The organism is Streptomyces sp. NPDC048521 (assembly GCF_043199855.1).
Classification (GTDB): Bacteria; Actinomycetota; Actinomycetes; order Streptomycetales; family Streptomycetaceae; genus Streptomyces.
On record NZ_JBICWR010000015.1, the window covers coordinates 162,203 to 181,479 of the forward strand.

Here is a 19,277-nt window from a genome sequence, read left to right on the forward strand (position 1 = left end):
CACGGCCCGCACCTGCGACAGGGAGCCCAGATGTCAGCGGTCCTGACCGCATACGAGTCACACAACGCGCTCTCGCCCACCGAGCGTTCCCGCCCCTTCGACCACCACGCGGTCGTCCTCCGCAAGGGCCGGCGAGTGGACCCGGAGGTCCTCGCCGAGCGCCTGCGGGACGTCGTCGACGGATGCCCCGTACCCGACGAACGAGACCTCTGCGCGGCGGTGCGGCGCGGTGCCGGGGCATCCCGGACGGTGTGGTTGGAGACGGTGCCGCATCGCTCGGACGACCCTCGGGCGGTGCGGGCACTGCACCGGGAACTGCTGCGGCCGGTACCCCGGTACGGTCCGGCGCCGGTGCGCCTGGTGATCCTGCGCTGCGCGGACGGCGACCAACTCGTCTTCACCGCAGCCCGGTGGTGTCTCGACCGGGCGTCCCTCACCTCGGTCGCCAGGGCCGTGGCGGAGAGCCCCGACAGCCCGGTGCCGCGGCTGTGGTGGGATCTTCCGGTCGCGGGCCCGGACGACGGGGCGGGCTTTTCACGGGCGGCGAACGCCGGCGTGCCCGGCGCCGACGGCGGTCCCGATTGCCGTGCGGCACACCGGTTCACGGTTCCCGCGGCCCCGCCCGGCCAACGCCCGGCACCGGGTACGCCGGAACTCCGCGCCGCCCAGCTGGCCGCCGTCGCGTACACGGCGATGCGTTACCTGGACCGCGCCGAGGCGACCGTGGACGTGGTGCGGCGCCGCCACCGCAGCGCCGCCGTACTGGGAGCGGCGGAGGAAACGGTGCCGCTGACGCTGACGGAGGCCGACACGACGGGCGAGCTGCTCGCTCAGGCGCGGTCCGCCCTCGACGATCCCGCCCGGTTCGCAGGTGCCGGATCGGAGGCCGGGGGCGGCGGCGAGGGCGGGATGTCGCGGATCACCGTGGCGTTCGACGACGATAGCCCCGGCCGCGAGATGTCGTACTTCCCCGGCACCTGGCCCGGCACCCCCCTCGCCGTCCACTGGTTCGACAAGGGCTCCGAGGGACTGGAAGGGGTGTGCCTCTTCGACGAGAGCGGCCATGACAGGACCCTCGTCGAACAGTTCTGCCGACACCTGACCGCAGTCCTCGGACAGCTTCTCGAACAGCCGCCCACGACGCCCGTGGACCGTCTGCGGATCCTGGACGACGAGGAGGAGGCCTCGATCCGGGAACTGGCGGACGGAGGCCCGCTCGATGCGGAACCCCGCTGTGTCCACCGTGCCTTCGAGGAGGTCGCCGCCGCCCAGCCCGATGCCGTGGCCGTCACACACAAGCAGCAGACCCTCACCTACCGCCGGCTCGACGCGCGGGCCAACCGCTTCGCCCACGCGCTGAGGTCCCTGGGCGTGCGGGAGGGGGACCGGGTCGGGGTCTGCATGGAACGCTCCGCCGACCTGGTGGTGGTGCTGCTGGCCGTCCTCAAGAGCGGAGCGGCCTATGTCCCCACGGACCCCGGCTATCCCGCGGAGCGGATCGCCTACACGGTGAAGGACGCCGGTCTGCGGCTCGTGATCGGTCCCGAGAAGGACTCGGTGCCGGACATCGCCGGCGTCCGCACGGTGTCCGTCACCGACCTGGCGTCGCACGCCGAGCGGGAACCGGACACGCCCGTGACCGACCGGACCGACCCGGGACGGCCCGCATACGTCATCTACACCTCCGGCACCACCGGCCATCCCAAGGGGGTGGTCGTGCCACACCGCAACGTCACCGCACTCGTGGAAGCCACCCGCTCGGACTTCGCGCTCTCGGCCGACGACGTGTGGTCGCAGTTCCACTCGGTCGCCTTCGACTTCTCCGTGTGGGAGATCTGGGGCTGTCTGCTCACCGGCGGACGGCTGGTGATCGTCCCCTACTTTGCGGCCAGGTCACCGCAGACCTTCCTGGACCTGCTGGTGTCGGAGCGGGTGACCGTGCTGAACCAGACGCCATCGGCGTTCGGTGAGCTCGTCCGGCTCGTGAGGCCCGGTGCGGGAGACGGGACGGTGTCGGTGCGGTTGCTCGTCTTCGGCGGAGAGGCGCTCGACCCCCGTATCCTCAGGCCCTGCCTGGACACCGACGGCTGGTCACAGTGCCGCTTCGTCAACATGTTCGGCATCACCGAGACCACGGTGCACGTCACGGCTCAGACCGTGACACGGACCGGGATACTGCACGGCGACCGGTCGGTGGGCCGTCCGCTGCGCGGCTGGAGCGTGTCCGTCCGGGACAGCAGGGGCCGACTGCTCCCGCAGGGCGTACGGGGCGAGATCTACGTCGGTGGCGCCGGCGTGGCGCTCGGCTATCTCGACCGTCCGGAACTCACCGACGAACGTTTCCTCGACGATCCGGCCGGCGGCGGCACCCTGTATCGCAGCGGCGACTGCGGCAGGCTTCTTCCCGACGGCCGCATCGAGCACTGGGGCCGACTGGACAACCAGGTCAAGATACGCGGCTACCGCATCGAGACGGACGAGGTGCGGGCCGTCCTGCTGGAGGACCCGGCCCTGTCCGACGCCGTGGTGATCCCCGGCCGCGACCATGTCGGCGGTCTCCGGCTCGACGCCTATCTGATGTTCCGCGGCGGCGTGAGCACCGCCTACGGCACGGCGGAGGTGCGGGAACGCGCCGCCAAGACCCTGCCGCAGTACATGCTGCCCAGCACTTGGACGCCGATCTCCGAGATCCCCCGCACGATCAACGGAAAGCTGGACACCGGCAAGCTCCCGGCACCGCGGCCCGCCGCGCCGGGGAGCGTCCGCCCCGCCGACACGGTGCCCGGACCCGAAGCGTCCGAGGCGGCGGAGTCCGGGCTGCTCGCCCAGGTGTGCTCGGTCTGGAGCGAGGTGTTCGGCTTCAGCGTCGGGCCCGACCACGACTTCTTCGGCATCGGCGGGAACTCCCTGCTCGCCACCCGACTGGCGGCCGTCTTCCGGGAAAAGGGCCTGCCGGCCCCGCAGACACGGGACCTGTACCGCAATCCCACACCGAGAACGCTCGCCGCCCAACTGGAGCGGTGACCGCTGGACCGACCGACACCCGCAGGGCGCGGCCCGGGCCGCGCCCTCCGGGCGTTCGGTGACACGAGGTCCTGCGCTGCCCGGTCGGGGCTATGACCGGGCTGCCTGATCGATGAGGCGTTGCAGGTACAGGCCGCGCGCCGCGTCAAGGGCCGTGGGCCGGTTCGTGCGTACGGCGGTGGCGAAGGCCCGCCGTAGGATCGGCCAGCATTCCTCGTGGTCGATGTCCGCCGTGTCGTAGGTCAACGGGGCTTCGGGCCCGAAGAGTTCGACACGGGTGAGCGTCCGCGGCACGGCGACGGAGCCGGACAGGGTCGCCTGGCTGACCGCACCGTTCTCGTGCTCGCAGCTCAGCTCGATCCAGCGGCGCGGGTCGCCGGTGCGCCGGATGCCGGTGATGGGGCCGATGGCGGTGTCCAGCAGGTCGAGGAGGTGCGGGCCGAGGTCGAGCAGCGCTCCGTGCTCGAGACGCCAGCCGGTTGCGAAGTCGCCGCCGAGGAAGGCGCCGTGGAGGTAGCAGGAGCGTGCGCCGGTGACCTCGCGGGTGCGTGCGGCGTCGAGGAAGGCGTCGGTGACCGGGTGGTAGCGCTTGGTCAGGACCAGTTGGGAGACGACTCCGGCGTCCGCGACGGCATCGGCGACGCGTTGTGCGGCGGGCAGGTCGGGTCCGAGCGGCTTCTCCAGGAGCAGCGCCTTGCCCTGTCGCGCGGCCAGGGGTGCCAGGTCGGCCTGCACCGCGGGAGGCACGGCGAAGGCTACGGCCTCGCATCGGTCGAGCAGTTCGCTGAAGGAGGCGGCGACGTGCGCGCCGTAGGGCGCGGCGGTCTCTTGCGCGGCCTCCGGGCGGCGGGCCCACACGGCGGCGAGGCGGGTCTCCGGCCCCGCGGCGAGCATGCGGGCGTGCATCGCCCGGGCCCAGGGGCCGGCACCCACGAGGCCGACCTCGACGGGCCGGTGCGTCCAGGGGGCGGATATGGCGGTCACGGTGTTCCTGTCTGTACGGGGAGGCCGGGCGAGAAGCTGCTCGCGAACCTCGGTTGCTGCGACGGGGGTGCGCGGCTCGCCGGTTCAGGCCGCGAGGCGGCCGAGGCGGGCGTCGGCGCGGTAGGGGGAGTAGAGGATCTCGACGACCATGGCGCCGGCCCCTATGACGCCCGCGTGGTCGCCCAGGCGTGAGGTGACGACCTGTAGGTTCGCGGTGGCACGGGGGAAGGCGCGCTGGTAGAGCAGCTCCCGGACACCGGTCATGAACGGCACCCCGGAAAGTTCGCCGGCGATCATGAGGACTCCGGGGTTGAGCAGGCTGACGACGGTCACCAGGACCTCGCCGGCCCGGCGCCCGGCCTCCCGGGCCAGACGCAGGGCGTCCGGGTGGCCCTCGGCGAGCAGGCGCTTGACGTCGGAGGCCGAGGTGGCGTCGGCCCCGAGGGCGGACAGCTCCCTGGCCAGGGCCCGGCCGCTGGCCACGGCGCCCAGGCAGCCGTGGGAGCCGCACAGGCACAGGACGTCGGGCTTGTCGTGCAGCCGGATGTGGCCGATGTCGCCGGCGCCGCCGTCGATGCCGCGGTACACCTTGCCGTCCACGACGACGCCGGCGCCGATGCCGGTGGAGACCTTCACGAGCACGAACGCCGTGCAGTCCCGGTGGTTGGCCTGGTGTTCGGCCAACGCCATGAGGTTGGCGTCGTTGTCCACGAAGACGGGGACGGGACCGTCCTCCGAACTCGCGCCCACATGTTCGGCGTAGGCCTTCTGCAGGCGCTCGCGGATGGGGTACCGGTCCCAGCCCGGCATGATCGGTGGTTCGATGACCCGGCCCGTGTCCCACTCCACGGGGCCGGGGACGGACAGCCCGATCCCGCAGACGTGCCCGGCGTCGACGCCGGCCGCGGTGATCAGGTCCGGGAACCAGCCGGCGAGCTGGTCCAGCACCGCGTCCGGTCCTTCGCTGATGTCCAGCGGTCCGGTGTTCTCGGCGAGGAGGGTGCCCGCGAGATCGAGGACCGCGGCACGGGCGTACCGGGTCTCGAGGTCCACGGCGATGACCGAGGCGTGCCGGGGATCGAAGACGATCTGCTGGGAGGGGCGGCCCCCGGTCGACGAGCCGGTGACGTGCTTGAGCCACCCCGCCCGGTTGAGCAGGTCCAGTCGCTGGCCGACGGTCGAACGGGACAGCCCGGTGATCCGCTGGAGATCGGCGCGCGTGTGCGCGCGGCCGCTGCGGATCAGCTGCAGCAGCTCGCCCGCGCTGATCTGGTTCGGTGTCAGCATCTGGTTCCCCATGTCTCAGCTCTTGTCGGCGCCGCTGGTCAGGCCCTCGGTCAGCAGCCGCTCCGCGGCGAAGAACAGGAGTACCACGGGGATCGTCAGCACCACCGAGCCGGCCATCAGCACGGTCTTGGGCACCTCGACGCCGTTGGAGAGCTGGGCCAGGCCGAGGGGCACCGTCCACTTGCCGGGGTCGGCGGCGAGGAACAGCAGGGCGAACAGGAACTCGTTCCAGGCGATCATGAAGACGTACAGGCCGGTCGCCATCAACGAGGGCAGGGCGAGCGGCAGGATCACCTTGCGGACGGTCTGCAGCCGGCTGGCGCCGTCGAGCGCCGCCGCCTCCTCGATCGAGTAGGGGATCGTGACGAGGTAGTTCTTCAGCATGTAGATCGACACCGGCACGGTCTGCGCGACGTAGACGAGGGCGAGTCCGACCAGGCTGGAGGACAGGTGCAGCTTGGCGAAGACGACGAACAGCGGGACGGCCAGCAGGGTCGCGGGGAACATGTAGACCGCCAGGAACAACGCGCTGACCTGACGCTGCCCGAAGAACTTCAGCCTGCTGACCGCGTACGCGCCGGGCACCGAGGCCAGCAGGGTGAGGGCGACCGTGCCGAGGGACACCAGCGCCGAGTTGATCAGGAACTTGAGGAAGCCCTGGCCGCCGTCGTCGGTGGAGCGCAGCACGTCCCGGTACGTCGACAGCGTGAAGTCCTTGCCCGAGACCCACAGGGAGCCCGGGTCCAGCAGCAGCGCGTCGATGGGCTTCAGCGACAGCAGCACCATGTAGTAGAAGGGCAGCAGCGTGATCAGGGCGAGGAACGCGATGACGAACCAGCGCGCGACGCCGAAGAACCGCTCCTCGAACTGAGCCCGGCTCATGACGACTCCTCCTGGAGCTTGTTGCCGAAGAACTTGAAGTAGACGCCCAGCAGGATCATGAGTGCGACCGCCAGGACCAGCGCCTGGGCGGCCGCCGCCCCCACGTCGTAGCGGGCGGTCAGGAAGTCGTAGACGCGTACGGCCGCGACGTCGGTGCCCGCGCCGCCGCCGGTCAGCAGGTACACGTCGTCGAACTTGTTGAACGTCAGGATGAAACGCAGCACGCACAGCAGGGCGATGACGGGCATCAGCTGCGGCAGCAGGATGTGGCGGAACCGCTGGGTGGGGGTCGCGCCGTCCACCAGGGCGGCCTCCTCCAGCCCGTCGGGCACCGCCTGCAGCCGGGCCAGGATGAACAGGAAGGCGAAGGGGAAGTACCGCCAGGTCTCGAAGGCGATGACCGTCAGCAGCGCCAGCGGGATGTCGAAGTGCAGGCCGAGCAGGTGCACTTCGTACGCGCGGGTGGACAGGAAGGCGATGGGGTCGTCCCAGCCGAACAGCCGCCGGCCCCAGGTGTTGACCACGCCGTACTGCGGGCTCAGCGCCACCTCCCACACGAAGGAGACGGCCACGACGGGGGCGACGTAGGGCAGCAGCATCGCCGCGCGCAGCAGACCCCGGCCGCGGAACGGCTTGCGCAGGGCGAGCGCGGCGATCAGGCCGAGGGCGATGGAGCCGAAGGTGGCCCCGAACGTGTAGATCAGGGTGGTGGACAGGCTGGACCAGAAGCCTGCCGAGTCGAAGACCTGGGTGAAGTTGTCCAGGGACCAGTTCCCGAACAGGCCCATGCCCTGGATGTCGACCAGCTTGGCGTGCTGGAACGCGAGGAGGACGGTCCACAGGATGGGCAGGATCACCACCACGAGGACCACGATGAAGGTGGGGGAGACGAAGGCGAGGCCCGCGCGGTTGGCGCGGCGGCTCGCGGTCATCGGACGGCGCCCGCGTGCGGCGGGACGGTCCGCGGGCACGGCGCCGGTTTTCCGGCGCTGCGGTGCGCCGGCTGGAGCTGTAGTCATGAGGTGACCTTCGTGACGTGCAGGAGGGCGGCTACTGGAGGGACTTCTGCAGGGCGGCGACGTCGTCGTCGGCTTCGCGGGCCGCCTCGGACGGGGAGGTCTGCCCACTGGTCATGGCGCCGATGGCCTTCGGGACGGGCAGTTCGCCGTTGGTGGCGCCGACGAGGGCGCCCTCGCCCTGGGTGATGCCCCAGCGCCGCATGTTGCTGACCCCGGCGGCGAGCTGGTTGAGCAGGCTCGCGGGATAGACCTGGTCGAAGGGCTTCTTGGTGTCGACGCCGATCTCGCTGTGGCGCCAGGCGTCGAGGTAGCGCTCGGGCTGCGCGGCGGTGCCCTTGCGGACGGGGATCTTGCCCTCGGGCGCCATGCCGAACCAGGACTCGTAGCCGGTGCCCATCATGTACTCGATGAACTCCCGGGAGGCCGCCGTCTCTGCGGTCTTGGTGGTCACCCACGAGGTGATCTCGCCGAACTGGGCCGGCTCGGTGGCGTCGGGGCCCTTCATCGCGGTGACGATGCCGCTGTTGCGCGACAGGTACTGCGGGTCGTCCTTGCACTGCGGGCAGCTGGGCAGGGCGTCCTTGCGCAGGCCGGCGAGTTCGTCCAGCAGGAACGAGGACCAGACGATCATGGAGGACTGGCCCGCGAAGTAGGTGGCGCGGGTGGAGTCGACGGTCTGGGTGCCCGGAGCGCCGTAGGTGCGGGCGAGCCGGTCATAGGTCGTGAACGCGGTCCGGCACTGCGGGGACTCGAGGGCCACCTGGTGCTGGTCGTCGACGAGCTGGCAGTCGTCGGCGAGCGCGAGGCTCTCGAAGCTCTGCGAGGTGAAGACGTCCCCGGGGTCGGTGGCCGCGGAGACACCGTAGCGCCCCTTGCCCGTCAGCGCCTTGGCGGCGTCGAGCGCGGTCGCATAGGTGTCCGGCGCCTTCAGGTGCTTCTGGTCGAACTGGTCCTTGCGGTAGACCAGCAGCTGCAGCCAGGCGTCGGAGGGGACGCCGAGGCTGGTCCCGCCGTCCGACGTCAGCTCCAGCGCATTGCTGTTGAACGTCTTCCGCCCCAGCTCGGCGATGATCTGCTTCGGTATCCCGGTGTTGAGCAGCCCGTTGCTGTACATCTGCCAGACCTGGCCCATGGGCGCGGCGCCGATGACGTCGGGCAGCGTTCCGGAGGCGGCGGCCGACATGATCAGCTGGGGCATCTGGCCCTCGTCGACCCCGACGAGATGGACCTTGATCCCGGTCTTCCGCTCGAACCCCTTGATGATCTTCTGCGTCACGGCGACGCGATCCGGGAGGTTCTCCTGGGACCAGACCGTGATCTCCCGGTCGGGTTTCCCGGGCCCGGTGCTGCTGGCGCAGCCCGTGAGCAGCCCGAAACCCAGGGCTGCCGTGATGCCCACCGCGATCGCTCTTGATCGCCGGCTCTTGGTGCGCATTGCATGTCCTCGTTCCGACTTACGTCTACTGGTGACGCATCACAGCATCACTTTTGCTTGTTGACAAGACATAAGTTGTGACTATTGTCGACGCAACCGCACTCGCAACCCCCTTCCGGAGTCATCCGTGGAACGCGTCGTCCAATTCACCGGCCCCCGCCAGGTGCAGGTAGCCGAGCAGGTCAGGGCCGATCTGCCCGCCGGGCACCTGAGGGTCCGCACCCGCTACTCGGGCATCTCGGCCGGCACCGAACTCACCGCCTACCGCGGCACCAACCCCTACCTGACGCGAACCTGGGACCCGGAGGCACGGCTGTTCCGCGACGGCGCGGCCGGGATCCAGTACCCGGTGGCCGGCTGGGGCTACTCCGAGGTCGGCGAGGTCATCGAGGTCGCCCCCGACCTGGCCGGCACCCCCGGCCTGCCGCACCCCGGTGACCTGGTCTGGGGCATCTGGGGCCACCGCAGCGAGGGCATCGTCCCCGCCGAGCGCATGATCGGCCACACCCTGCCCGCCGGCCTCGAGCCGCTGGCCGGCGCCTTCGCCCGCGTCGGCGCCATCGCCTACAACGCCGTCCTGGCCGGCGACATCCACCTCGGCGAGGACGTCGCCGTCTTCGGCCAGGGCGTCATCGGGCTGCTCACCACCCGCCTCGCCCAGCTCAACGGCGCCCGCGTCACCGCCGTCGACGCCCTCGACGGCCGCCTGGAGACCGCCAAGCGCTACGGCGCCCACCAGACCCTCAACGCCCGCACCGACGCCGTGGCCGAACGCATCCGGGAGGCCACCGGCGGCCTCGGCGCCGACCTCGCCATCGAGATCAGCGGCGCCTACCCCGCCCTGCACGAGGCCCTGCGCTCGGTCGCCGCCGGCGGCCGCGTGGTGGCCTCCGGCTTCTACCAGGGCGACGGCATCGGCCTGCGGCTCGGCGACGAGTTCCACCACAACCGCGTCCAACTCGTCTGCTCACAGATCGGCGGGGTCCCCCCGCAGCTGTCCCACCGCTGGACCGTGGAGCGCCTCCAGCAGACCTTCCTGCGGCTGGTGGCCGAGGGCCAGGTGGACGTCACCTCCCTGGTCAGCCACGTCGTCCCGGTCGCCGACGCCGCCGACGCCTACGTGCTGCTGGACGAGCGCCCCGCCGAGGCGCTGCAGGTCGTGCTGGAATTCTGAACCTTCTCGAAAGGCCCCCCATGTTCAAGACCGCGGCGCAGGAGCAACTCCTGCCCGGAGACACCCTGCAGGCCAAGTGGGAGTTCGCCCAGGAGGCGGGCTACGACGCCATCGAACTGCGCGGCAAGGGCGACCTCCACTTCGCCTCCCGCCTCGAGGAACTCGAGCAGGCCCGCAAGGACGGCGTCGTCATGCCCACCGTGTGCGTGGACATGCTGCACTTCCTCGGCGCCTTCGACGCGGACCTGCGCCGCGACGCCATCGACCAGATGAAGTCCCAGCTCACCGTGATCGCGGAGATCGGCGGCCTGGGCGCCCAGACCCCGGCCTCGTACGGCATGTTCTCCCGCCGCCTGCCGCCCTTCGAACCCCCGCGCAGCGAGGAGGAGGACCGGGAGGTCCTGCTGACCGGCCTGACCGAACTCGGGGAGCACGCCCGCAAGGAGGGCGTGACCCTCTTCCTCGAGCCGCTCAACCGGTACGAGGACCACATGGTCAACCGGCTCGAACAGGCCGCCGACCTGATCCGCGCCACCGGCCTGGACTCCCTCAGGATCGGTATCGACAGCTACCACATGAACATCGAGGAGACCGACCCGGCCGCCGCGATCCTCGCCCACGCCGACGTCATCGGCCACGCCCAGGTCTCCGACTCCAACCGCTTCCAGCCCGGAGCCGGCCACCTCGACTGGCCCGCCTGGCTCGGCGCCCTGCACACCATCGGCTACGAGGGCTACCTCGCCCTCGAGTGCAGGCTGACCGGCGACCCGGCACAAGCCGTCCGCTCCGTGCCCGCCTTCCTCAAGAGGTCCGGCGCGTGAAGTCCCTCCTGGACCGGCCCGCGTCCACCACCACCGCAGCCCTGACACTGCGGGGCGGTGCGACGCGGGTCCTCATCGACAACTGGACCGGCACCTCGACCGTTCCGTCCCGCACCCTCTACCCCCACCAGTGGAGCTGGGACTCCGCCTTCATCGCCATCGGGCTGCGCCACCTGTCGGTGCGCCGCGCCCAGCAGGAGCTGGAGTCGCTGCTGTCCGCGCAGTGGGCCGACGGACGCATACCGCACATCGTCTTCAACCCCGCCGTACCCGACGACGCCTACTTCCCGAGCCCCGACTTCTGGCACTCCTCCACCGCCGGCCGGGCGGCGGGCGCACCCGCGACACCCGAGACCTCCGGCATCGTCCAGCCCCCGGTGCACGCCCTGGCGGCGTGGCTCGTGCACCGCGCCGACCCCGAGGAGTCGCGGCGGCGCGGCTTCCTGGCCCGCGTCCGGCCACGCCTCGCCGCCTGGCACGACTATCTCCTCGACCGCCGTGACCTCGGCGGCGCGGGGCTGGCCGCCGTCGTCCACCCCTGGGAGCCCGGCATGGACAACAGCCCCTGCTGGGACCGGGCCCTGCAACGCGTCGTCCCGGCCGCGCCGGAGGCCTTCCGTCGGGCGGACCTGAACCACGGCCACGCCGCGGACCGGCCGACCGACCTGGACTACGGCCGCTACGTCCGCCTGGTGACCGACTACCGCGAAGCCGGCTACGACGACCGCGCCGCCCGGCACACCTTCGCGGTGGAGGACCCCTGCTTCAACGCGCTGCTCATCGTCGGCGAACGCGCCCTGGCCGCCATGGCCGAGGAGACCGGCGCGGACGGCGCGGCGCACACCGCGCGCGCCGACGAGCTGACCCGGCAGCTGGTGACCCGGCTGTGGGACGACGAAGCGGGGCTGTTCCGCGTCCGCGACCTGGCCACCGACACCCTGGTCGAGGAGCACAGCGTCACCGGCCTGGTCCCGCTCCTCGCTCCCCACCTGCCGCCGGACATCGTCAGCCGCCTCGTCCAGACACTCACCGGCCCGCGCTTCAGCGCACCGGCCACGCGCCTGGTGCCGAGCTACGACCTGACCGGTCACGCCTTCGACGCCCAGCGCTACTGGCGCGGTCCGGCCTGGTTCAACACCGCCTGGCTGATCCACCGCGGTCTGCGCACGCACGGCCGGGGCCAGGACGCCGAGCGCCTGCGGCAGGGTTTCCTCCGTGAGGCGGGAGACTCCGACTTCGCCGAGTACATCGACCCGACCACCGGTGCCGCCCGCGGCGCCCGGCACTTCTCCTGGACCGCCGCCCTCACGCTCGACCTCCTATGCGCCGACCCCAAGGAGCCCACGCCATGACCCCGGCCGACGCCCACGTCCAGCTCGTACGGGACGCCACCTTCGCCCGTCTGGATGCCGCCGGGGGCATCAGCGGCACCCGCGGCACCTTGCCCGACGGACTGTTCCTGCGCGACGCCCGGCACCTCAGCCGCTGGCACCTCACCGTCGACGGCACCGAGCCCGCCGCCCTGGTGCCCGCCACCGCCGAGACCGACGACAAGGCCACCAGTGTCCTGACCCCACCAGGCACCCGGGACAACCCGCCCGCCTACACCGTCTTCCGCGAACAGACCGTCAGCGCCGGCGCGCTCACCGAACACCTGCGCCTGGTCAGCAACCGCCCCGACCCGGTCACCGCCCGCGTGGAGATCACCGTCGACGCGGACTTCGCCGACCTGTTCGAACTGCGTGCCGACGACCGGCACTACGACAAGCCGGGCGGCCGGCGCCAGGTCCAGCGCACCGACGAAGGACTGGTCTTCGACTACCGACGAGCCGACTGGCACTCCCGGACCACCCTCGTCTGCCACCCCGCCCCCACCGGCCTCGACACGGTCCGGGGCACACCGCACCCCACCGCCCGCACGCTCAGCTGGCACCTGGAACTCGCCGCCCACGGACAGGCCGACCTCCATCTGACCGTCCACGCCCGACCGCACGGACTGCCGGACGGGACCCCCACCGTGGCCCGGCCGCAGCGCCGTACCCCGGCGGCGACCGACGACCTGACCCGCACCTGCGAACGGGGCCTGGCCGACGTGGACCTGCTGACCATCCCGGTCACCGGCGTGGACGGCGAGGAAGCCCACGTCCCCGCGGCAGGCATCCCCTGGTTCCTCACCCTGTTCGGCCGTGACTCACTGCTGACGTCCTACTTCCTGCTGCCCTACCGGCCCACGACGGCAGCCGCCACACTGAGCGCCCTGGCCGCAACCCAGGGCCGCCACCACGACCCGGCGAGCGGCGAACAGCCCGGACGCATCGTCCACGAGACCCGCCACGGCGAACTCGCCCACTTCCGGCAGGTTCCCTACGGCCGCTACTACGGCGCCGTCGACGCGACCCCGCTCTTCCTGGTGCTGCTCCACGCCCACTACGAGACGACCGGCGACCCCGCCCTCGCCGTACGGCTGGAGCGGCACGCCCGGCGGGCGGTCGACTGGATGCTCACCGACGGCGGCCTGGAGAAGCACGGCTACCTCGTCTACCAGCCCGATCCCCATGGGTTGGTCAACCAGAACTGGAAGGACTCGGCGGGTGCCGTCTGCTTCGCCGACGGCACGCAGGCCGAGGGTCCCATCGCCGTGTCCGAGGTCCAGGGCTACGCCTACGACGCGCTGATCCGCACCGCCGAACTCGCCTCCGCCCTCTGGCGGGACGAACCGTACGCCCGGCGCCTGCGCGAAGCCGCCACAGCACTGCGCACCCGCTTCGTCACCGACTTCTGGATGCCGGACGCCGACTTCCCCGCCCTCGCACTGGACGGCAACGGCCGCCAGGCCGACGCCCTGACCTCCGACGCCGGCCATCTGCTGTGGTCCGGGATCCTCGACCAGGACCGCGCCCGCCGCGTGGGGGAGCGCCTGCTCCAGCCCGACTTCTTCTCCGGCTGGGCGATCCGCACGCTGGCCGCGGGTCAGAAGCCGTACCACCCCCTGTCCTACCATCGCGGCAGTGCCTGGCCGCACGACAACGCCGTCATCGTGCTGGGCCTCGCCCACCACCGACTCGCCGAACAGGCCCGCACGGTCGCGGAGGGCCTCGTCGCGGCGGCCGCCCACCACGACTACCGCCTGCCCGAGGTACTGGCCGGCTACGACCGCACCGCCACGGCCCGCCCGGTCCCCTACCCCCACTCGTGCTCGCCCCAGGCCTGGGCAGCGGCGACACCGCTCGCCCTGCGAACGGCACTGGACATGCTGTGAACGCCAATGCGCTGCCACGCACCGGAACGGCCCTCATCGCATGCCGGGGCATACACACGCCACAGCTCTCCTGCCAGGAAGGTGTCTCACGGGACGCGACACACACTCACGGCGCAGGGCTCCTGCTTGTGTGTGCAGCCGGGATACGTACGTGCTGCGGACGTCAGGGACGGCTTCATCGCGAGGCCGTCCTGTCACATGCGCGGGTGTGACGTCATTTGGATGAAGTCACACTTCATCCAATGCTCTAGACTCCACACATGCGAATCCTCTTCTCCAGCACTCCGCAGCACGGCCACCTGCTGCCGGAGCTGCCTCTGGCCCGCGCGTTCCGTGACCGCGGGGACGAGGTGGCCGTGATCACCTCGGCCTCCTTCGGGCCGCTCTTCGCCGCCGAGGGCATGACGCTGCTGCCCGTCGGTCCTGAAATTCCCGTGCTGCTGGCGGAGGCGGCTCGCCTGGCGGGCGTGGACGACCCGACCGCGCCCGACCCCGCTGTCGCGGCGGAGCTGTTCGCCGGCGCCCGGATCGATCTCACCGCGGACGACGCGGTCGCCGCGGCGCGCGAGTTCCAGCCCGACCTCATCGTCGCCGAGGCCGTCGACTACGTGGGCCCGCTCGTCGCCGCTGCCCTCGAAGTGCCCTACGCCAAGCTGGCGTTCGGCCCGTTGATCCCCGCCGAGTTCACCAACGTCTTCGACGCGGTTGCCGAGCGCCGCTACAAGGACCGCGGCCTGGCCATGCCCGCGCCCACCTGGTACCTGGACCCCTGCCCCGAGGTCTTCCAGGGGCCGGACTGGCAGCCGCCGCAGGGCCGCCTCCCGATACGGCCGGAGGCCCACCGCAGTGCCGGGACGCAGGACACGACCACTGTCGCGACGTCCGCCGTCGGCGCCCGTCCCAAGGTGCTGCTCTCCTTCGGCACGCACTTCTCGGAGCCGGCGGTGCTGCGTCCGGTGATCGACGCCCTCGCCTCGAAGACGGACCTGGTCGTGACCCTCGGCCTGACCGCGTCGGCCGCAGACTACGGCGACGGTCTCGACCACGTCGAGTTCGTCGGATTCACCCCCCTCGCCGAGCTGCTCGACGGCATCGACCTGGTCGTCACCCACGGCGGAGCCGGCACCACCCTGGGCACCCTCTCGCGCGGCCTGCCCATGGTCGTCGTACCGCAGGGCGCCGACCAGTTCATCCAGGCCGGAGCCGTCGCGGGCTCGCGCACCGGTGTCGCGGTCATGCCGCCGGCCGGAGCGGAGGCCGTGGTGGAAGCCGTGACCGAGGTGCTCGGCAACGCGGAGTACCGGGACAACGCCCGCCGCGCCGCCCAGCAGATCGCGGGGATGCCCTCGCCCCGCGAGGTCGCGGACCAGCTGGTCGCCGACCTCGGCTGACCTTCATTCTCCGCGGTCGGCCCACGGGGGTGCTGGGCTCGAGGAATGGCACAGTCCACGCGGACACGGTGACACACCGTGATTCGTGCCCCGGCCCGGGACGGTCCGCCGAACATCCGGACGTCCCGGGCCGGGGCGGGGCGGGGCGGGGCGATGGTGCAGGGTGTGCTCGCCCACCGCACCACCGCACGCGCACCGCACCTGAGCGGAACCGCCCTCGCGGTTCGAAAGGATCCCCATGAAGGCTCTCGTGCTGTCCGGAGGAGCCGGTACCCGTCTGCGGCCGATCACGCACACCTCGGCCAAGCAGTTGGTGCCCGTCGCCAACAAGCCTGTGCTGTTCTACGGACTCGAATCCATCGCGGCCGCCGGGATCACGGAGGTCGGATTGATCGTCGGTGAGACCTGCGACGAGATCCGGCAGGTGGTCGGCGACGGAGCGCAGTTCGGCCTGAAGATCACCTACATTCCCCAGGACGCCCCCCGCGGCCTGGCCCACGCGGTGCTGATCGCCCGGGACTGGCTCGGTGACGACGACTTCGTCATGTACCTGGGGGACAACTTCATCATCGGCGGCATCGCCGGTCTGGTCGAGACGTTCAGGGAGAACCGGCCCGACGCGCAGATCCTCCTGACCCGCGTCCCCGACCCCCGTGCCTTCGGCGTCGCCGAACTCGACGGCGACGGACGGGTCATCGGGCTGGAGGAGAAGCCCGATCGGCCCAAGAGTGACCTCGCCCTGGTCGGCGTGTACCTGTTCACCCCGGCGATCCATGAGGCGGTGCGGGCCATTCGGCCCTCCGGGCGAGGTGAGCTGGAGATCACGGACGCCATCCAGCACCTGATCGACACCCGCGCGGACGTGCGTTCCACGGTCATCAAGGGCTACTGGAAGGACACCGGCAACGTCGGTGACATGCTGGAGGTCAACCGGACGGTTCTGGAGAGCCTGGAGAGCCGTCTGGAGGGCGAGGTCGACGCGGAGTCCGAGATCATCGGCCAGGTCGTGGTGGAGGCAGGCGCGCGTGTCACGCACTCACGCATCATCGGCCCGGCCGTCATCGGCGCCGGGACCGAGGTGCGGCACTCCTACATCGGGGCGTTCACGTCCGTCGGCGAGGACTGCCAGATCCTCGACAGCGAAGTCGAGTTCTCCATCGTGCTGCGGAACGCCTCGATCAGGGGTGTGGCCCGCATCGAGGCGTCCCTGATCGGACGTCATGCGGAGGTGACCCCAGCGCCTGTGGTGCCGCATGCCCACCGGCTGATTCTCGGGGACCACAGCAAGGTACAGATCCACTCCTGAGCCTTTCGCCGGGCCGAGCCCTCGGGCGAAGCGGCCGGAAGGGGGGTTGCGTCAGGTCGTGGTTCCGGCCCGCCGTGACATGGCCGTACGGGTGAGGTCCGGGCGCCGGTGGGTGGTACGGGGTGATGAGGCGGCCACCGGGGACCGCACGCACACCGCATGCGCCAACGTGTCATGCGGCGAACGAGCACCGCAGCGCCGACCGGCACACGCATGGCGGTCATCGGCGAGAGCGTGTGCCTGCCGGGGAGGCCGGCCGCCCCGATCCCGAGAACCTGACGCAGACGCCGGCGGTTTCGCGGGAGTCGCATGGCGAGCGCATGCCTTGCGGATGTCGCGGACAGCGCCGAGCCCCTGCGGCGGACGACGCCCAACTTGCTGGACGATCGACCGCCCTATCGGGCCCTGGCGCATTGTGGCTCTGCGAGCAGCGCGGAAGTCACCTGGTCCGCGAGCCACCGTTCGGCTTCGTCCCACGACCAGTTGAATTCCGCGATGAAGACACGCCAGGACGGCAGCCCGAGCAGGAACCACAGTATGTCGGTGGCGCGCTCCTGGCTCAGCCCGGGGCGTAGCGCACCCAGTTCCTCCAGCCGTTCGGCCAGCACCGCGAGTGCTTGGCGGTAGGCATGAACAACCTGGGCGAGCTCCTCCTGGACAGTCTGCTCCACCACGGCGGCGTTGATCATCACCTGGGCGATGTCCAGGTGACGCTCATTGTCCAGGCGTACCCCGTGCGCCGTGGCGGCGATCGCCTCCCGGGCGTCGGTGGCAGTGCGCACGGCGTCCAGGGTCTGGTGGACGACCGGGTCGTCCACCCCCTGCTTCATCAGGGTGGCCAGGATGGCCGACTTGCCTCCGGTGCTGGCGTAGACCGTGGGAACGGCCGTCCCGGCTTCCCTGGCGATGTCGCCGATCGTGACCTGCGCGTAGCCGTTGTCGACGAAGAGCCGCAGAGCGGCGTCGAGGATCGACGCCCTCGTCCTCGCGGCGGCCTCCGCCCGCTTGTCGCTTCGATACGGTCGGCGCTGGTCGTTGGTCCGCGGGCTCATGCTTCCCTCTCCGGGCGCGGGCGGATGCGCTCTGTGCTGTCCATCCGTCCATGATGCCCTGGTAGGCCCGGGAGGGACGCGAAGGGTGAGAGCACCGGCTTCCCGTCCCTCCCGTCCCTCCCGTCCCGTGACCGGAGCCGGGCCGGAGGTTAGTGGACCGCCACCGGCGTCGCGGATGCCTCCGACGGGTCCCGCTTCAGCCGGAAGAGGAGCCCGGAGACGACCAGGCCGACTGCGAAGAAGGCCGCCGCCCAGACGAAGGCGGTCGTGTAGCCGTGGACACTCGCCTCGACCAGCACCGAGGGACGGTGCCCGGGGTGCTCGGAGAGGTAGTCGGCCGTGCTCGACGCCACCACGGTGCTGAGCAGTGCCGGACCGAGTGAGCCGCCGACCTGCTGCATCGTGTTGACCATGGCGCCGGCCACCCCGGCGTCCTGTCCGGCGACACCCGCCGTGGCCTGGCTCATGCCGGTGGCGAAGACGCTGCCCAGCCCGAGTCCCGTGAGCACCAGCCCGGGGAGGACGTCGGTGGTGTAGGCGGCCTGCGTGTCGAGCGTCGTGAGCCACGCTGCTCCGGACATGCACAGGAGCATGCCGGCGCTGCCCACGAGCTTCGGGCCGAACCGCGGGAGGAGGACACTCGCACCGGTCACCGCCGTCAGCATGATGGACGCGTTCATGGGCAGGAAGGCGAAACCTGTCCGCACGGGGGAGTACTGCAGCACCTGCTGGAGGAAGTACGTCAGGAACAGGAGCATGCCGAAGAGTCCGGAGCCCAGCACGAGGAGTGCCACGAAGGCCGCTCCCCGGTCACGGTGGGCCAGGATCCGCATCGGCAGCAGGGGATGCTGCGACTTCGTCTGCCAGAGGGTGAAGACGGCGAGCAGGACTGCGCTCGCGACCAGGTAGCCCCAGGTGTTCACCGACGACCACGAGTGGGTGTCGGCGTTGGCGAAGCCGTACACGAGGCAGAAGAGGCCGGCGCTCGCCAGCAGTGTGCCCGGGATGTCGAGATGGGCGTGGCTGCGCGCGGTGCGGCGCACCAGCACCAAGCCGCCGACGAAGGCGACCGCGGCGAAGAGGACGTTGATGTACAGCGTCCAGCGCCAGCTGAAGTGACCGGTCAGGAAGCCGCCGAGCAGCAGGCCGACGGATGCCCCGGAGCCCGCGACGGCACCGAAGATACCGATGGCCTTGCCGCGCTCCGCCGGGTCGGTGAAGGTGACGATGAGGAGCGAGAGCGCCGCCGGGGCGAGCAGGGCGCTGAAGACGCCCTGCACGACACGGGCGATCACCAGCACTTCGAAGCTCTGGGCCGAACCACCGAGCGCGGAGGCGAGGGCGAAGCCGACCAGACCCACGAGGAAGGCGTTCTTGCGGCCGAAGAGGTCGGCCAGCCGGCCGCCGAGCAGGAGAAGCGAGCCGAAGGCCAGCGCGTAGGCGGTGACCACCCACTGCCGGTCGGAATCGGAGAAGTGCAGGTCCGCCTGGGCGGTGGGAAGCGCGATGTTCACAATGGTCGAGTCGAGAACCACCATGAGCTGCGCCACACCTATGAAAGCGAGGATCAGCCAGCGCTGCGGCAGGAGGGCACCAGCTCTGGGCGGCGTGGTGACGTCAGTGACAGGGGATGACATGTGTGT

Annotated in this window: 14 protein-coding genes; 7 read left to right on the forward strand and 7 right to left on the reverse strand. The window is 71.1% G+C overall.

Annotation, left to right across the window (positions count from 1 at the left end; all coding sequences use genetic code 11):
* The first annotated feature begins 30 nt into the window (after nucleotides 1–30).
* Nucleotides 31–3,024: an amino acid adenylation domain-containing protein gene (locus tag ACGFRF_RS30275; RefSeq protein ID WP_393745342.1), complete on the forward strand. Its 2,994-nt coding sequence runs from the start codon at nucleotides 31–33 to the stop codon at nucleotides 3,022–3,024.
* A gap of 90 nt (nucleotides 3,025–3,114) precedes the next feature.
* Here ACGFRF_RS30275 and ACGFRF_RS30280 read toward each other — a convergent pair whose 3' ends face one another.
* The 5 genes from ACGFRF_RS30280 to ACGFRF_RS30300 all read right to left on the reverse strand — a co-directional run bounded on the left by ACGFRF_RS30280 (nucleotide 3,115) and on the right by ACGFRF_RS30300 (nucleotide 8,631).
* On the reverse strand, nucleotides 3,115–4,008 hold the full coding sequence (locus tag ACGFRF_RS30280; RefSeq protein WP_393745344.1) for a Gfo/Idh/MocA family protein: 894 nt from the start codon (nucleotides 4,006–4,008) through the stop codon (nucleotides 3,115–3,117).
* A gap of 84 nt (nucleotides 4,009–4,092) precedes the next feature.
* Nucleotides 4,093–5,307, reverse strand: coding sequence for an ROK family protein (locus ACGFRF_RS30285; RefSeq protein WP_393745346.1), 1,215 nt, complete (start codon nucleotides 5,305–5,307; stop codon nucleotides 4,093–4,095).
* A gap of 3 nt (nucleotides 5,308–5,310) precedes the next feature.
* On the reverse strand, nucleotides 5,311–6,177 hold the full coding sequence (locus tag ACGFRF_RS30290) for a carbohydrate ABC transporter permease (RefSeq protein WP_393745347.1): 867 nt from the start codon (nucleotides 6,175–6,177) through the stop codon (nucleotides 5,311–5,313).
* Nucleotides 6,174–7,196 carry a carbohydrate ABC transporter permease gene (locus ACGFRF_RS30295; protein WP_393745348.1) on the reverse strand — a complete coding sequence of 341 codons (1,023 nt, stop codon included), beginning with the start codon at nucleotides 7,194–7,196 and terminating at the stop codon, nucleotides 6,174–6,176. Before ACGFRF_RS30295 ends, ACGFRF_RS30290 begins: the two co-directional genes overlap by 4 nt.
* 31 nt (nucleotides 7,197–7,227) lie before the next feature.
* On the reverse strand, nucleotides 7,228–8,631 hold the full coding sequence (locus ACGFRF_RS30300) for an ABC transporter substrate-binding protein (protein WP_393745349.1): 1,404 nt from the start codon (nucleotides 8,629–8,631) through the stop codon (nucleotides 7,228–7,230).
* A gap of 127 nt (nucleotides 8,632–8,758) precedes the next feature.
* On the opposite strand from ACGFRF_RS30300, the gene ACGFRF_RS30305 reads away from it, so the two are divergent.
* The 6 genes from ACGFRF_RS30305 to ACGFRF_RS30330 all read left to right on the forward strand — a co-directional run bounded on the left by ACGFRF_RS30305 (nucleotide 8,759) and on the right by ACGFRF_RS30330 (nucleotide 16,582).
* Nucleotides 8,759–9,805 (forward strand): zinc-binding alcohol dehydrogenase, encoded by a 1,047-nt coding sequence (locus tag ACGFRF_RS30305; protein ID WP_393745350.1) that lies wholly within the window; start codon nucleotides 8,759–8,761, stop codon nucleotides 9,803–9,805.
* A gap of 20 nt (nucleotides 9,806–9,825) precedes the next feature.
* On the forward strand, nucleotides 9,826–10,626 hold the full coding sequence (locus ACGFRF_RS30310; protein WP_393745351.1) for a sugar phosphate isomerase/epimerase family protein: 801 nt from the start codon (nucleotides 9,826–9,828) through the stop codon (nucleotides 10,624–10,626).
* Nucleotides 10,623–11,978 carry a trehalase family glycosidase gene (locus tag ACGFRF_RS30315; protein WP_393745353.1) on the forward strand — a complete coding sequence of 452 codons (1,356 nt, stop codon included), beginning with the start codon at nucleotides 10,623–10,625 and terminating at the stop codon, nucleotides 11,976–11,978. The genes ACGFRF_RS30310 and ACGFRF_RS30315 overlap by 4 nt, the downstream gene beginning before the upstream one ends.
* Nucleotides 11,975–13,885: a glycogen debranching N-terminal domain-containing protein gene (locus ACGFRF_RS30320; RefSeq protein WP_393745355.1), complete on the forward strand. Its 1,911-nt coding sequence runs from the start codon at nucleotides 11,975–11,977 to the stop codon at nucleotides 13,883–13,885. Before ACGFRF_RS30315 ends, ACGFRF_RS30320 begins: the two co-directional genes overlap by 4 nt.
* 260 nt (nucleotides 13,886–14,145) lie before the next feature.
* Nucleotides 14,146–15,276, forward strand: coding sequence for a glycosyltransferase (locus ACGFRF_RS30325; protein ID WP_393745357.1), 1,131 nt, complete (start codon nucleotides 14,146–14,148; stop codon nucleotides 15,274–15,276).
* A gap of 238 nt (nucleotides 15,277–15,514) precedes the next feature.
* Entirely contained in the window at nucleotides 15,515–16,582 is a 1,068-nt protein-coding gene (locus ACGFRF_RS30330) for a glucose-1-phosphate thymidylyltransferase (protein WP_393745359.1), read from the forward strand.
* 395 nt (nucleotides 16,583–16,977) lie between these two features.
* On the opposite strand, the gene ACGFRF_RS30335 is transcribed toward ACGFRF_RS30330, so the two are convergent.
* Together ACGFRF_RS30335 and ACGFRF_RS30340 are read right to left on the reverse strand one after the other, a co-directional pair.
* A complete protein-coding gene (locus ACGFRF_RS30335; RefSeq protein WP_393745361.1) occupies nucleotides 16,978–17,634 on the reverse strand; it encodes a TetR/AcrR family transcriptional regulator in 657 nt (218 codons plus the stop codon).
* Nucleotides 17,635–17,783: 149 nt separating this feature from the next.
* Complete coding sequence (locus tag ACGFRF_RS30340) at nucleotides 17,784–19,271, reverse strand: DHA2 family efflux MFS transporter permease subunit (RefSeq protein WP_393745363.1); 1,488 nt, start codon at nucleotides 19,269–19,271, stop codon at nucleotides 17,784–17,786.
* Nucleotides 19,272–19,277: the final 6 nt, after the last annotated feature.